Source organism: Paraburkholderia dilworthii, assembly GCF_000472525.1.
Taxonomy (GTDB): domain Bacteria; phylum Pseudomonadota; class Gammaproteobacteria; order Burkholderiales; family Burkholderiaceae; genus Paraburkholderia; species Paraburkholderia dilworthii.
Genome location: NZ_AWZT01000007.1, coordinates 23,026 through 37,217, shown reverse-complemented (window position 1 = coordinate 37,217; position 14,192 = coordinate 23,026). Strand labels below are relative to the sequence as shown.

The following is a 14,192-nucleotide window of genomic DNA, read 5'->3' as shown; positions in this document are numbered from 1 at the left end:
TGTTGGCGCCTTTTGCGATAAGCGCGCCGCGCCTGCCCGCTCGCAGCCTCGCGGTGCGTAGTGAGGCTGCGAGGCGAGCGAGCGGTGCAACCTGCGGCAGCCAATGGGAGCCACCCGGCAGGTTGAGTCGGCCGATAGTCGCATGCTATAATCTTTGGCTAAGTCGATCCTTCTTTTGCCTGTTGTGTGATCGTCGCCATTGCGTTGTCATCGTTCAGTCCGGGTTCTGGCTGAAAATAATGTGAATGGCGGCATCCAGTCAGCAGCGTTCAATAGATCCGGGTGACACTTCCCGTGGCGCTCGCTGCCTGAGCCACGGAGTGAAAGCAGTATCCAGGCAGCAGACTCGCAAGCCGGCGCACCCAGGGTGTCCGCGGCGCTCAGCCAGGCAAGACTTGACCTGGCGGCGCGGCAGATACGGCGGCCGGCTTAAGACCCAACCCTCGCGGAGATTTTCATGGCAGTTACCATGCGTCAAATGCTGGAAGCCGGTGTCCACTTCGGTCACCAAACGCGCTTCTGGAACCCGAAGATGGCTCCCTTCATTTTCGGCCATCGCAACAAGATTCACATCATCAACCTCGAAAAGACGCTGCCGATGTACAACGACGCGCTGAAGTACGCGCGTCAACTGGCAGCGAATCGCGGCACCATCCTGTTCGTCGGCACGAAGCGTCAATCGCGCGACACGATCGCCCAGGAAGCACAGCGCGCCGGCATGCCGTACGTCAACGCACGCTGGCTCGGCGGTATGCTGACCAACTTCAAGACGCTGAAGGTATCGATCAAGCGCCTGAAGGACATGGAAGCAGCGCTGGAAGCAGGCGAAACCGAACGCATGAGCAAGAAGGAAGCGCTGCTGTTCGAACGCGAAATGGCCAAGCTGCAAAAGTCGATTGGCGGCGTGAAGGACATGGGCGGTATTCCGGACGCTATTTTCGTGGTCGACGTCGGCTACCACAAGATTGCCGTCACCGAAGCTAACAAGCTCGGCGTACCGGTCATCGCAGTGGTCGATACGAACCACTCGCCGGAAGGCATCGACTACGTGATCCCGGGTAACGACGACGCCAGCAAGGCTGTCGCTCTGTACGCGGCTGGCGTGGCCGACGCGATCCTCGAAGGCCGCGCCAATGCGGTCAACGAAGTGGTGCAGGCTGCACGTGGTGACGACGGCGACGAGTTCGTCGAGGTCAACGCGGAAGCGTAAAGCTGCCCCGTGTCCGGCAAAAAAGGGGGCTTTCTACAGGCCCCCTTTTTTTAAGCCGCGACGTCGTAGTGGGGCGCTGTCTCCGGCTGGGGCGGTGCCCGATGCGTTATCCGTAGAAAATGCGCATAACGCTGAAACAAATTCTTGCCGCCGGTATCGAAGTCCGGGCGGCGTGTAATAGACGCAAACACAGACGCAACACAGACGGAACTCAAGGAGCAAATGATGGCGGCAATTACCGCAAGCATGGTTGCAGAACTGCGCGCAAAGACCGACGCGCCGATGATGGAATGCAAGAAGGCGCTGACGGAAGCCGACGGCGACATGGCGCGCGCTGAAGAGCTGCTGCGCGTGAAGCTGGGTAACAAGGCGAGCAAGGCTGCATCGCGCGTCACGGCTGAAGGCGTGGTCGCCTCGTTCATCGGCGGCAACGCGGGTTCGCTCGTCGAACTGAACTGCGAAACCGACTTCGTTTCGAAGAACGACGACTTCCTGGCTTTCTCGAAGAAGATCGCCGAACTGGTCGCTACGCAAAACCCGGCTGACGTCGCCGCGCTGTCGGCTCTGCCGCTCGACGGCCAGACCGTCGACGCAGTGCGCCTCGCGCTGGTCGGCAAGATCGGCGAGAACCTGTCGATCCGCCGTTTTGTGCGCTTCGAGACGTCGAACAAGCTGGCCGCGTACCTGCACGGCACGCGTATCGGCGTGCTGGTCGAGTACACCGGCGCTGACGAGCAGGTTGGCAAGGACGTGGCGATGCACATCGCCGCGATGAAACCGGTCTCGCTGTCGTCGGACGACGTGCCGGCGGATCTGATCGCCAAGGAACGCAGCATCGCTGAGCAGAAGGCCGCCGAATCGGGCAAGCCGGCTGAAATCGTCGCGAAGATGGTCGACGGCAGCGTGCAGAAGTATCTGAAGGAAGTGTCGCTCCTGAACCAGACGTTCGTTAAGAACGACAAGCAGACGATCGAACAGATGCTGAAGGCCGGCAACGCGAGCGTTCAGAAGTTCGCGCTGTTCGTGGTCGGCGAAGGCATCGAGAAGAAGCAGGACGACTTCGCTGCTGAAGTTGCCGCGCAAGTGGCTGCTGCAAAGCAACAATAAGCTTCACCGAGTCTCAGCTAGTACCGTTGTACCCGCGGCAGAGCAAGACTGTGCCGCGGTCGGCGGCGCCGCAAGGCTGCGCGCGGGTCGACCCTCGCTGCGCAGCCGCCGTTGGCGGACCTCCTGGGTTCATCAATTTGGCGGCGCTTGCCCGAATCAGCATTTCACCCCTACATTAGTCCCTTGTTGTTGCCCTGTTCTGCGCGATCTGGATACCCTATGCCCACTGCCTACAAACGCGTCCTGCTCAAACTCTCCGGTGAAGCTCTGATGGGCGACGATGCCTTCGGCATCAATCGCGCGACCATCGAACGAATGGTGGCGGACGTGGCCGAAGTGGTCCGTCTTGGAACGCAGTTGGCCGTGGTGATTGGCGGCGGCAACATTTTTCGCGGCGTAGCGGGCGGCGCAGCCGGTATGGATCGCGCAACAGCCGACTATATGGGCATGCTCGCCACCATGATGAACGCGCTGGCACTGCAGGACGCCATGCGTCATGCAGGCATCGAGGCGCGTGTGCAATCCGCGCTGCGCATGGATCAGGTGGTTGAGCCGTACATCCGCCCGCGCGCGATTCGCCAGCTAGAAGAAGGCAAAGTCGTGATTTTCGCGGCCGGCACCGGCAACCCGTTCTTTACGACCGACACGGCCGCCGCGCTGCGCGGTTCGGAAATCGGCGCCGAAGTCGTGCTGAAAGCCACCAAGGTTGACGGCGTCTACTCAGCCGACCCGAAGAAAGATCCGAGTGCGACGCGCTACACCACGATCAGCTTTGACGAGGCAATCGGCCGCAATCTGCAGGTCATGGACGCCACGGCGTTCGCGCTGTGCCGCGATCAGAAGCTGCCGATCCGCGTGTTTTCGATCGTCAAGGCGGGCGCGCTCAAGCGCATCGTGCTCGGCGAGGACGAGGGCACCCTCGTCCACGTGTAAACTCTCGTTCACATAACGTGGGCTTTGACGCGAGCCCGGGCCGCCGCATACCGCGCGTGCTGGCCGGCTCGCACCGTTTTGAAGGTTCGGAGGTTTAAAAATGTCTGTGGCTGATATCAGGAAGGGCGCTGAACAAAAAATGCAGCGTTCCATCGACGCGTTCAAGAACGATCTGTCGAAAATTCGCACGGGCCGTGCGCACACGGGCCTGCTCGATCATATCCAGTGCGATTACTACGGCTCGCCGGTGCCTATTTCCCAGGTTGCGAACCTGACGCTGATCGACGCACGTACGATCGGCGTGCAGCCGTGGGAAAAGAAGATGGTCCAGGTCGTCGAAAAGGCGATCCGCGAGTCGGACCTCGGTCTGAACCCGGCCACCCAGGGCGACGTGATCCGGGTGCCGATGCCCGCGCTGACGGAAGAACGCCGCCGCGAACTGACCAAAGTGGTCAAGAGCGAGGCCGAAACGGCCAAGATCGCGGTCCGCAACCTGCGTCGCGACGCTAACGAGCAGTTGAAGAAGCTCGTTAAAGACAAAGAAATTTCGGAAGACGACGAGCGCCGTGCAGGCGACGATATTCAGAAGCTGACGGACAAATTCGTCGCTGAGATCGACAAGCTCGTCGTGACGAAAGAAGCCGAGATCATGACGGTGTAAGGCCGCCCGGCTCCGGGGAAAATGCGGGGCCGGTCCGGCTTTTTCTGTCCCTTCAGGGGCTGGCGCGAAGTGCTAACCGTACTGCGCCAGGTCTGGGAGCACCCACCAATTCAGGGTTTTCACTTCTTCATTTGCAGTTATTGTCCCGACGGCCATGACCTACACCAGTTCAACCGTGCGCGTGCCTGATGTCGCCGCGGTGCCGCGACATATCGCGATCATCATGGACGGCAACGGCCGTTGGGCCACCCAACGCCGCTTGCCGCGCGTGGCCGGGCATACGCGCGGCGTCGACGCTGTGCGTGCGGCCGTCGAGGCGTGCGCCCGCCAGGGCGTCGAATATCTCACGTTGTTTGCTTTTAGCTCCGAAAACTGGCGCCGTCCGAACGACGAAGTGTCGTTCCTCATGCGCCTGTTCGTCACGGCGCTGGAACGCGAAATCGGCAAACTGCACGCGAACGGCATCCGTTTGCGGGTGGTCGGCGATCTCGAGCGTTTCGATACGCGCATCCGCGATCTGATCAGGCGCGCGGAGACCAAGACGGCGCGCAATACCCGCCTCACGCTCACTATCGCGGCCAATTACGGCGGCCGGTGGGACATCATGCAAGCCACTCGCAGGCTCGCCGAGCAATCGGCGCTAGCGGGCAAGGCGGTCGAGGTGAGCGAGGAATCGTTCGCCGAGCACCTGTCGATGTCGTATGCGCCCGAGCCCGATCTGTTCATCCGTACGGGCGGCGAGCGGCGCGTCAGCAATTTCCTGCTGTGGCAGCTGGCCTACACAGAGTTCTATTTCACCGACACCTTCTGGCCGGATTTCGACGCCGACGCGCTCGGCCACGCGATCGCTTCGTACGCTGAGCGTGAGCGCCGTTTCGGCCGCACCAGTGCTCAGCTCGAGCCGCAATCGCAAAACGTCGATTCGCTTCCATGCTAAAAACCCGTGTCATCACGGCGATTGTTCTCCTGGCGGTGTTTCTGCCCGTCACGTTGTTCGCGCCGGTTGGCGCGTTCGGCGCGCTGATTGCGTTCGTCGTCGTATTCGCCGCGTGGGAGTGGGCGCGCCTGCTCAAGCTGGGCGGCGCCGGCCCCGTCATTTACGCGCTGGTCGCCGCAGTGGCGCTAGTGGCGAGCACGCGCCTCGGCATTGGCGTCGAGGGAGCGCGGCCGTTTTATCAGGCGGCCGCCATTTTCTGGGTGATCGCCGGCCCGTTCGTGCTGCTGCGCAAGCCGACGCTCGCGCAGGGCGCCTGGCGCAGCTTTCTGTTCCTTGCCGGCATTGTGATATTCGTCGCGTGCTGGCATGCTCTCGTCGCCGCGCGCATGCACGGTGTGCCGTTCGTGCTGTCGCTGCTGCTATTGGTATGGCTCGCCGATATCGGCGCATACTTCTCGGGGAAGGCATTCGGCAAGCACAAGCTGGCGCCCGCCATCAGCCCCGGCAAGACGTGGGAGGGGGCGATCGGCGGCTGGCTCGTCGTGATAATCGTCGCCCTGGCGGCGGTCGTCTCGCATGCGTTCGAGCCGACCCTGTATTCCGGATTGTGGGCGCAATGGGGCGCCCTGCGTGCGTTGCTCGCACTGACGCTGCTGGTGGTGTTCAGCGTGGTAGGCGACCTTTTTGAATCCATGATGAAGCGCCAGGCCGGCGTGAAAGATTCGAGCGGCCTGTTGCCGGGGCACGGTGGCGTGCTCGACCGCATCGACGCATTGTTGCCGGTGCTGCCGATTGCCATGCTGCTGCTCGGCTAGAGAAAGAGATATGCAAAAACGTCTGACATTGCTCGGTTCCACGGGCTCGATTGGAGACAGCACGCTCGACGTCGTTGCGCGTCATCCGGAGCGTTTTTCGGTTTATGCGCTCACTGCACACCGCAACGGCGACAAGCTCGTCGAGCAATGCCTGCGTTTTCGACCGGAAGTTGCGGTGGTCGGCGACGCCGACACGGCCGCACGCGTCGCGGACAAACTGCGCGAGGCAGGCTGCAAGACCGAAGTGACCTACGGCGCCCAGGCGCTCGTCGACGTGTCGAAAGCCAGTGGCTGCGACACGGTGGTGGCGGCCATCGTGGGTGCGGCCGGCCTCGCGCCGAGCCTCGCCGCCGCCCGCGCCGGCAAGCGGATCCTGCTTGCAAACAAGGAAGCACTGGTGATGTCGGGCGCCATTTTCATGGACGCGGTCCACGACAATGGCGCGGTTCTGCTGCCGGTCGACAGCGAGCACAACGCTATTTTCCAGTGCTTGCCGCGCGAAGCCGCGCTGCATGGCGGCGTGTCGAAGATCATTCTGACCGCGTCGGGCGGCCCGTTTCGCACGCGCGAACCGGCCACGCTTTTCGACGTCACGCCGGACGAAGCCTGCAAGCATCCGAACTGGGTCATGGGCCGCAAGATTTCAGTCGACTCCGCCACGATGATGAACAAGGGCCTCGAAGTCATCGAGGCGCATTGGCTGTTCGGCTTGCCGGGCGAGCGCATCGACGTGCTGATTCATCCGCAAAGCGTGATCCATTCGCTGGTTTCATATGCCGACGGCTCGGTGCTCGCGCAACTAGGCAATCCCGACATGCGCACGCCGATCGCGCACGCGCTCGCGTTTCCGGATCGCGTCGATTCGGGCGTCGCGCAACTGGACCTCGCGGAAATCGCGTCGTTGTCGTTCGAAAAACCGGACTACGCACGTTTCCCCTGTCTGGCTTTGGCCATGAAGGCGCTCGCCGAAGGCGGCCTCGCCAGTGCGGCGCTCAACGCCGCTAACGAAATTGCTGTTGAAGCGTTCCTGTCGCGCCAGATCGGTTTCATGGCGATCGCGCAAGTGGTCGACTCGGTGCTCAATGCGTTGCCGAATGGCAGCGCGCACGCGCTCGAAAACGTGATCGAAGCAGACGCCGCAGCGCGCCGCGCCGCTGCCGAATTCATCGCGCGTCTGCCCGACGCCGCCCGCCGCACGGAACGCGCCGTCCAGTGAGGCGCTTATGAATCTGCTGATCGAAGTGCTCGCCTTCGCGGTTGCGATTGGCGTGCTCGTGGTCGTCCACGAATATGGGCATTACAGCGTGGCGCGGCTGTGCGGCGTCAAGGTGCTGCGCTTTTCGATTGGCTTCGGCAAGCCGCTCTTTCAGTGGGTCAGTCCGAAGAGCGGCACCGAGTGGACCATTGCCGCGCTGCCGCTCGGCGGCTATGTGAAGATGCTCGACGAGCGTGAGACCGGCAGCGCGCCGATTCCCGTTGAAGCGTTGCCGCATGCGTTCAACCGGCAGTCGGTGTGGCGCCGTATCGCGATCGTCGCGGCTGGGCCGGTTGCGAATTTCCTGCTGGCGATCGTGCTGTTCGGCCTCGTGTTCGCCACCGGCGTTACCGAACCTGCGGCCATTCTGGCCGTGCCAGCGCCGAACACGGCAGCCGCCGTTGCCGGTTTCGAAGGCGGGGAAACGGTGGTCGCCGTGCGCACGGAGAATGCCGCCGACTCCGCGCCGGTGCGCTCCTGGTCGGACTTGCGCTGGAAACTGCTGGGTGCGGCGTTCGATCACAAACGCGTCGTGCTGAGCGCGAAAGGCCCGGATGGTACGTCCGACTTTCAACTCGACTTGCGCGGTATCAATGAAAAGGACGTCGACGACGACTTCATGTCGCGCCTCGGCTTCGAACCCGGCGGCGGCAAGCTGACCGTTGCGAGCGTGCAGCCGGGCAGTGCCGCGCAGAAGGCGGGACTTGCTCCGGGCGACCGCTTGCGCGCGATCAACGGCATCGCAACCGATAACGCCACGGCCTTCATCGCGTATGTAAAATCGCACGCCGGCCAGCCTTTGACGCTGCAAGTGGAGCGGGCAGCCGGGGGCCAGACGCAGGGTCAGAGCCAAGGTCAAAGCCAAGGTCAAAGCCAAGGTCAAACGCAGGGCAAGCTCGAAGACATCAGCATCGTTCCGCAAGCGCAGCGCGACGCGGCAACGGGGCAGCAGATCGGCCGCATCGGCGCGGAACTGGCGACCCAGGTGCCGTCGATCAACGTGCGTTATGGACCTTTCGAAAGCCTTCAACTGGGCGCGCGCCGCACGTGGGATCTCGCGGTTTACTCGGTGCGGATGTTCGGCCGCATGATTGTCGGCGAGGCCTCGCTGAAAAATCTGTCGGGTCCCGTGACGATCGCCGATTACGCAGGAAAGAGCGCACGTCTGGGTCCTTCTGCATTCCTGTCGTTCCTGGCCCTCGTCAGTATTAGCCTCGGTGTACTGAACCTGCTACCAATTCCGGTATTGGACGGGGGTCATCTGTTATATTATTTGGTTGAAGCCGTGACCGGTAAAGTTGTCTCCGATCGCTGGCAACTCGTTTTTCAGAGGGCGGGCCTCGCCTGCATCGTTGCTTTGTCGGCGATTGCACTGTTCAACGATCTCGCTCGTTTAATCCACTTTTAAAGTGTCCGGCGGCGCTCACAACGGCGACCGTCCGACCTGATGCAGCTATACACACTGGGGAAGCACGTTGTTTAAACCTCATCGCTTTGTTCCGAAGACGGTTATAACCGCGGCATTCGCCGCGCATGGACTGGTTGCTCACGCAACCACGCCCTTCGTGGTGCAAGACATCCGGATCGAGGGATTGCAACGCGTCGAACCTGGCACCGTGTTCGCCTACCTGCCTATCAAGCAGGGTGACACGTTCAGCGACGACAAGGCATCGGAAGCCATTCGCGCACTGTACGCAACCGGCTTCTTCAACGACGTCAAGATCGCGACCGAAGGCAATGTGGTCATCGTGCAGGTGCTGGAGCGTCCGGCCATCGGCACGATCGACTTCGCGGGCATTCACGAGTTCGACAAGGAAAACCTCACCAAGGCGCTGCGCGCCGTCGGCTTGTCGCAAGGTCGTTACTACGACAAGGCGCTGGTCGACAAGGCCGAACAGGAACTGAAGCGTCAGTATCTGACGCGCGGTTACTACGCGGCCGAAGTCACGACCACGATCACGCCGATCGACCGCAATCGTGTCTCGGTGCTGTTCTCGGTGGCTGAAGGGCCGAGTGCGAAGATCCGCCAGATCAACTTCATCGGCAACAAGGCGTTCAGCACCGGCACGCTGCGCGACGAAATGCAGTTGTCCACGCCGAACTGGTTCTCGTGGTACACGAAGAACGACCTGTACGCGAAAGACAAGCTCACCGGCGACCTCGAAAATGTCCGCTCGTATTATCTGAACCGCGGCTACCTCGAGTTCAATATCGAGTCGACGCAGGTGTCGATCACGCCGGACAAGAAGGACATGTACCTGACGGTCACGCTGCATGAAGGCGAGCCGTACACGATTTCGAGCATCAAGCTAGCGGGCAATCTGCTCGACCGCGAGCCGGAGCTTGCCAAGCTCATCAAGATCAAACCGGGCGACCGCTTTTCGGCTGAAAAGCTGCAATCCACCACCAAGGCTATCGTCGACAAGCTGGGCGAATACGGTTACGCCTTCGCGACCGTCAACGCGCAGCCGCAGATCGACCAGGCGAACCACAAGGTCGACCTGACGCTGCAAGTGGACCCGAGCCGCCGCGTCTACGTGCGCCGGATCAACGTGGTCGGCAACACGCGTACGCGTGACGAAGTGGTGCGCCGCGAAATGCGTCAGCTCGAAAGCTCGTGGTTCGACTCGAACCGCCTCGCGCTGTCCAAAGACCGTATCAATCGTCTTGGCTACTTCACCGACGTCGACGTGACCACGATTCCGGTGGAAGGCACGCCGGACCAGGTCGATGTCGACGTCAAGGTGGCCGAGAAGCCGACCGGCGCGATCACGCTCGGCGCGGGCTTCTCTTCGACCGACAAGGTGGTGCTCTCGGCGGGCGTCTCGCAGGACAACGTGTTCGGCTCGGGCACGAGTCTCGCGGTGAACGTCAATACCGCGAAAACCTACCGTACCCTGACGGTCACGCAGGTCGATCCGTACTTCACGGTCGACGGCATCAAGCGTATTACCGACGTTTATTACCGTACGTATCAGCCGCTGTACTACTCGACCGATTCGAGCTTCAAGATCGTCACGATTGGTGGTGACCTGAAGTTCGGCATTCCGTTCTCGGAAGTCGACACGGTGTACTTCGGCGCGGGTCTCGAGCAGAACCAGCTGGACGTGGACGCCAATACGCCGGCTTCGTACAAACAATACGTGACCGACTTCGGCCGCGTGTCGAACAACGTGCCGGTCACGGTGGGCTGGTCGCGCGACGCGCGTGATAGCGCGCTCGTGCCGAGCCGCGGCTACTTCGCGCAGGCAAACGCCGAATACGGTACGCCCATCGGCAGCACCCAGTATTACAAGGCCGACATCAACGCGCAGTACTATTACTCGTTTGCGCGCGGCTTTGTGCTGGGCTTCAACTTCCAGGGTGGCTACGGCAAGGGCATGGGCGGCAAGCCATACCCGATCTTCAAGAACTACTACGCGGGCGGTATCGGTTCGGTCCGCGGCTACGAGCCGAGCTCGCTCGGCCCCCGCGACACCACAACCGGCGATCCGATCGGCGGCTCGAAGCTGCTTGTCGGCAACATCGAATTGACGTTCCCGCTGCCGGGCACCGGCTATGATCGGACCTTGCGCGTGTTCACCTTCCTCGATGCCGGTAACGTCTGGGCCGACGCAAGCACCGCCGCCACGTCGAACGGCGCCAACGGTCTGCGTTACGGCTACGGTGTCGGCCTTGCATGGATTTCGCCGATCGGACCGCTCAAGCTGAGCTTGGGCTTCCCGCTCACCAAGCATACGGGCGACCAGTATCAGAAGTTCCAGTTCCAGATCGGGACGGCGTTCTGATCCGCGTTGCGGGTGGCTCGCCAAACAACAGTATCGAGAGGATCACTTTGCTAACCGGTATGTTTTCGAAACGTGTGGCTTGCGCGCTGGCGCTGGCAATGACGCTGGGCGTCGGAGTAGCGCACGCGCAGGAAGCCAGGATTGCCGCAGTGAATTCGGACCGGATTCTGCGGGAATCCGCTGCGGCGAAAGCGGCCCAGGTCAAGCTCGAGGCCGAGTTCGCCAAGCGTGACAAGGACCTCGCGGACATGGCGCAGAAACTGAAGTCGATGTCCGATTCGCTCGACAAGAGCGGCGCGTCGATGTCGTCGGCGGATCGGGCGCAAAAGCAGCGCGATCTGTCACAACTCGACACGGACTTTCAGCGCAAGCAACGTGAGTTTCGCGAGGACCTGAATCAGCGTCGCAATGAAGAACTCGCGGCGGTGCTGGACCGCGCGAACAAGGTCATCAAGCAGATCGCCGAGGCGCAGCACTACGACCTGATCGTTCAGGAAGCGGTGTATGTCAGCCCGCGCATCGACATCACGGATCAGGTGCTCAAGGCTCTCGCGGCCTCGGGCAACTGAAAGCACCGGCAGGGCGTTGGACGCAGAGTTGAAGGGCGCGGTGGAACAGGGCAGGGAATGCACACGCCGCGCGTGGCCCGCGCTACCAACTGGTAAGTTCGAAGAAGCGAGCTTTACGCGGACCGGAATCACGCTAGTACCGCGCCAGGACCGCGCCGGAACTACGCACGAAGCGCCGGACCGAGAGGCTCCAGCCCGCAGCACCGACAAGACGCACTGAACAGCAGGAGACAGGATAGGCATGGCATTTACGCTCGAGGACATCGTCCAACGGTTCGGCGGTGAAGTAGTAGGAGACGGTTCGCAGCGCGTCGGCAGCCTGGCGCCGCTCGACCAGGCAGGCCCGGACCAGCTGGCGTTCCTCGCCAACCCGAAGTACCTGTCGCAAGTGGAGACGACCCGTGCGGGCGCCGTGCTGATCAATGCCGACGACCTCGCGAAGCTCGCCTCCCGCAGCGCGCGTAACTTCATCGTCACGCCGAATCCGTATGCTTACTTCGCGCGCGTCGCGCAAACCTTCATCGACCTGGCTTCTCCAAAGGTGGCACCTGGCCTTCATCCGAGTGCGACGATCGATCCGTCCGCGCAGATCGCCGCGAGCGCGGTGATCGGTCCGCACGTTACGGTCGAAGCCGGCGCGGTCATCGGTGAAAACGTGCGGCTCGACGCGAACGTCGTAATTGGCCGCGGCACGCGCATCGGCGCGGGTTCGCATCTGTATCCGAACGTGACCGTGTATCACGGTTGCAAGCTCGCCGAACGCGTGATCGTGCACGCGGGCGCGGTGATCGGCTCGGACGGTTTCGGCTTCGCGCCGGATTTCGTCGGCGAAGGCGAAGCGCGTACCGGTAGCTGGGTGAAGATTCCGCAAGTTGGCGGCGTATCGATTGCAGCGGATGTCGAAATCGGCGCAAACACCACGATCGACCGTGGCGCGATGGCCGATACGATCATCGAAGAGTGCGTGAAGATCGACAACCTCGTGCAGATCGGCCACAACTGCAAAGTCGGCGCCTATACGGTGATCGCCGGTTGCGCGGGTATCGCGGGCAGCACGACCATCGGGCGTCATTGCATGATCGGCGGCGCGGTCGGCATTGCCGGGCACGTGACGCTCGCCGATCATGTGATCGTCACCGCGAAGTCCGGCGTATCGAAGTCGCTACTCAAGCCCGGCATGTACACGAGCGCATTTCCAGCTGTGAACCACGCCGACTGGAACAAAAGCGCGGCTTTGCTGCGCAATATCGACAAGCTGCGCGACCGCATCAAGGCGCTGGAAACTGCCGCGGCGGACCGGCCGGGCGTCAGGGCGGAGGCAAAGCCGGACAGTAAGCCCGCGCCTGCGCCACAGGGCGCGACAGGCAATTCACACAGCGACAAAAGCTAGATTTCTGGGCGGCTCGCCAGTACCGCGTAAAATGGCGGGCGAATATCAGGAAGCGAAGACGGTTGCCGTGACCCGGTGGCACGGCCCCGGTTCACGGCGAGCGCCGGCAGCACGCGTTACCAACCCACCTGCACCAGCATCCGCAGTCATCATCGCGCAGTCAATGCGTGAGCAGAAACACCATGAGCACCGAAAAAATCAATCTCGACATTCATAAGATTCTCACGCTGCTGCCACATCGTTACCCGATCCTGCTGGTCGACCGGGTGCTCGAACTTGAGCCGCACAAGAGCATCAAAGCGTTGAAGAACGTGTCGATCAATGAGCCGTATTTCCAGGGACACTTTCCGACGCGGCCCGTCATGCCTGGCGTGCTGATCCTCGAAGCGCTCGCACAAACGGCAGCGCTCCTCACGTTCTCGGAAGAGCCGAGCGACCCGTCGAACACGTTGTACCTGTTCGTCGGTATCGACAACGCGCGCTTCAAGCGCGTCGTGGAACCGGGCGATCAGCTCATCCTGAACTGTACATTCGAGCGGCATATGCGCGGCATCTGGAAGTTCAAGTCGCGAGCCGAGGTGGATGGCGTGGTGGCGGCGGAAGCGGACCTGATGTGCGCGGTGCGTCACACGGACAAGGACGCCTGAGTCAATGTCCGGGCAGCCGGCGCCTTATGACGCAGCCGGCCAGGCCCAGCCCATCCAGACAACGCAACAGAATCAGAAGCGAGGACGCATGAGCAGGATTCATCCCACTGCGATCGTCGAACCGGGCGCACAACTCGACGAATCCGTCGAAGTCGGGCCGTACGCGGTGATCGGCGCCCATGTGACGATCGGCGCCCGGACCACCGTCGGTTCGCATAGCGTGATCGAAGGCCACACCACGATTGGCGAAGACAACCGGATCGGCCACTACGCATCGGTCGGCGGTCGTCCGCAAGATATGAAGTACCAGGACGAGCCGACGCGGCTCGAAGTCGGCAACCGCAATACGATCCGCGAGTTCACCACGATCCACACCGGCACCGTGCAGGACGCGGGCGTAACCACGGTCGGCGACGACAACTGGATCATGGCGTACGTGCACATCGGGCACGATTGCCACGTCGGCAACAACGTGATTCTGTCGAGCAACGCGCAGATGGCCGGCCACGTGACGATCGGCGACCATGCGATCGTCGGCGGCATGTCGGGCGTGCATCAGTTCGTGCGCATCGGCGCTCATTCCATGTTGGGCGGCGCTTCGGCATTGGTCCAGGACATTCCCCCGTTCGTGATCGCGGCGGGCAACAAGGCCGAGCCGCACGGCATCAATGTTGAAGGTCTGCGCCGCCGCGGCTTTTCGCCGGACGCCATTTCGGCGCTGCGCTCTGCGTACCGCCTGCTGTACAAGAACAGCCTGTCGCTCGAAGAAGCGAAAGTGCAGTTGCGTGAACTGGCGTCGGCCGGCGGTGACGGCGATGAGCCGGTGCAAACGCTGCTTGCGTTTGTCGAAGCGTCGCAGCGCGGCATCATCCGCTAAGCG

Annotated in this window: 13 protein-coding genes; all 13 read left to right on the top strand. The window is 62.2% G+C overall.

All coding sequences use genetic code 11. From position 1 onward, the window contains the following. Positions 1 to 457: 457 nt before the first annotated feature. Positions 458 to 1,210: a 30S ribosomal protein S2 gene (gene rpsB / locus F759_RS0108800; RefSeq protein WP_006048672.1), complete on the top strand. Its 753-nt coding sequence runs from the start codon at positions 458 to 460 to the stop codon at positions 1,208 to 1,210. Positions 1,211 to 1,435: 225 nt separating this feature from the next. After that, the gene (gene tsf, locus F759_RS0108795) at positions 1,436 to 2,317 is read left to right on the top strand and encodes a translation elongation factor Ts (RefSeq protein WP_027799521.1); all 882 of its coding nucleotides are present in this window, start codon (positions 1,436 to 1,438) and stop codon (positions 2,315 to 2,317) included. Positions 2,318 to 2,536: 219 nt separating this feature from the next. Then, positions 2,537 to 3,250, top strand: coding sequence for a UMP kinase (gene pyrH / locus F759_RS0108790; RefSeq protein WP_027799520.1), 714 nt, complete (start codon positions 2,537 to 2,539; stop codon positions 3,248 to 3,250). A 100-nt stretch (positions 3,251 to 3,350) separates the two neighbouring features. Then, the gene (gene frr / locus F759_RS0108785; protein ID WP_027775328.1) at positions 3,351 to 3,911 is read left to right on the top strand and encodes a ribosome recycling factor; all 561 of its coding nucleotides are present in this window, start codon (positions 3,351 to 3,353) and stop codon (positions 3,909 to 3,911) included. 154 nt (positions 3,912 to 4,065) lie between these two features. Beyond that, positions 4,066 to 4,848 carry a polyprenyl diphosphate synthase gene (gene uppS, locus F759_RS0108780; RefSeq protein WP_027799519.1) on the top strand — a complete coding sequence of 261 codons (783 nt, stop codon included), beginning with the start codon at positions 4,066 to 4,068 and terminating at the stop codon, positions 4,846 to 4,848. After that, positions 4,842 to 5,663, top strand: a complete 822-nt coding sequence (locus F759_RS0108775; protein WP_027799518.1) for a phosphatidate cytidylyltransferase — start codon at positions 4,842 to 4,844, stop codon at positions 5,661 to 5,663. Before uppS ends, F759_RS0108775 begins: the two co-directional genes overlap by 7 nt. Positions 5,664 to 5,673: 10 nt before the next feature. Then, on the top strand, positions 5,674 to 6,879 hold the full coding sequence (locus F759_RS0108770) for a 1-deoxy-D-xylulose-5-phosphate reductoisomerase (RefSeq protein WP_027799517.1): 1,206 nt from the start codon (positions 5,674 to 5,676) through the stop codon (positions 6,877 to 6,879). Between the two features lie 7 nt (positions 6,880 to 6,886). Next, entirely contained in the window at positions 6,887 to 8,326 is a 1,440-nt protein-coding gene (gene rseP, locus F759_RS0108765) for an RIP metalloprotease RseP (protein ID WP_027799516.1), read from the top strand. 67 nt (positions 8,327 to 8,393) lie between these two features. Beyond that, positions 8,394 to 10,706 (top strand): outer membrane protein assembly factor BamA, encoded by a 2,313-nt coding sequence (gene bamA, locus F759_RS0108760; RefSeq protein ID WP_027799515.1) that lies wholly within the window; start codon positions 8,394 to 8,396, stop codon positions 10,704 to 10,706. Positions 10,707 to 10,753: 47 nt separating this feature from the next. Beyond that, complete coding sequence (locus F759_RS0108755) at positions 10,754 to 11,275, top strand: OmpH family outer membrane protein (RefSeq protein ID WP_027799514.1); 522 nt, start codon at positions 10,754 to 10,756, stop codon at positions 11,273 to 11,275. A gap of 241 nt (positions 11,276 to 11,516) precedes the next feature. Beyond that, entirely contained in the window at positions 11,517 to 12,665 is a 1,149-nt protein-coding gene (gene lpxD, locus F759_RS0108750) for a UDP-3-O-(3-hydroxymyristoyl)glucosamine N-acyltransferase (RefSeq protein ID WP_027799513.1), read from the top strand. A 182-nt stretch (positions 12,666 to 12,847) separates the two neighbouring features. Further along, complete coding sequence (fabZ, locus tag F759_RS0108745; protein WP_027799512.1) at positions 12,848 to 13,312, top strand: 3-hydroxyacyl-ACP dehydratase FabZ; 465 nt, start codon at positions 12,848 to 12,850, stop codon at positions 13,310 to 13,312. 88 nt (positions 13,313 to 13,400) lie between these two features. Next, complete coding sequence (gene lpxA, locus F759_RS0108740) at positions 13,401 to 14,189, top strand: acyl-ACP--UDP-N-acetylglucosamine O-acyltransferase (protein WP_027799511.1); 789 nt, start codon at positions 13,401 to 13,403, stop codon at positions 14,187 to 14,189. The last annotated feature ends 3 nt before the right edge of the window (positions 14,190 to 14,192 follow it).

Bases quoted from the DNA above. Each gene is read 5' to 3' on its own strand.
- rpsB (WP_006048672.1), top strand. From the start codon at position 458: ATGGCAGTTACCATGCGTCAAATGCTGGAAGCCGGTGTCCACTTCGGT.
- tsf (WP_027799521.1), top strand. From the start codon at position 1,436: ATGGCGGCAATTACCGCAAGCATGGTTGCAGAACTGCGCGCAAAGACC.
- pyrH (WP_027799520.1), top strand. From the start codon at position 2,537: ATGCCCACTGCCTACAAACGCGTCCTGCTCAAACTCTCCGGTGAAGCT.
- frr (WP_027775328.1), top strand. From the start codon at position 3,351: ATGTCTGTGGCTGATATCAGGAAGGGCGCTGAACAAAAAATGCAGCGT.
- uppS (WP_027799519.1), top strand. From the start codon at position 4,066: ATGACCTACACCAGTTCAACCGTGCGCGTGCCTGATGTCGCCGCGGTG.
- F759_RS0108775 (WP_027799518.1), top strand. From the start codon at position 4,842: ATGCTAAAAACCCGTGTCATCACGGCGATTGTTCTCCTGGCGGTGTTT.
- F759_RS0108770 (WP_027799517.1), top strand. From the start codon at position 5,674: ATGCAAAAACGTCTGACATTGCTCGGTTCCACGGGCTCGATTGGAGAC.
- rseP (WP_027799516.1), top strand. From the start codon at position 6,887: ATGAATCTGCTGATCGAAGTGCTCGCCTTCGCGGTTGCGATTGGCGTG.
- lpxD (WP_027799513.1), top strand. From the start codon at position 11,517: ATGGCATTTACGCTCGAGGACATCGTCCAACGGTTCGGCGGTGAAGTA.
- fabZ (WP_027799512.1), top strand. From the start codon at position 12,848: ATGAGCACCGAAAAAATCAATCTCGACATTCATAAGATTCTCACGCTG.
- lpxA (WP_027799511.1), top strand. From the start codon at position 13,401: ATGAGCAGGATTCATCCCACTGCGATCGTCGAACCGGGCGCACAACTC.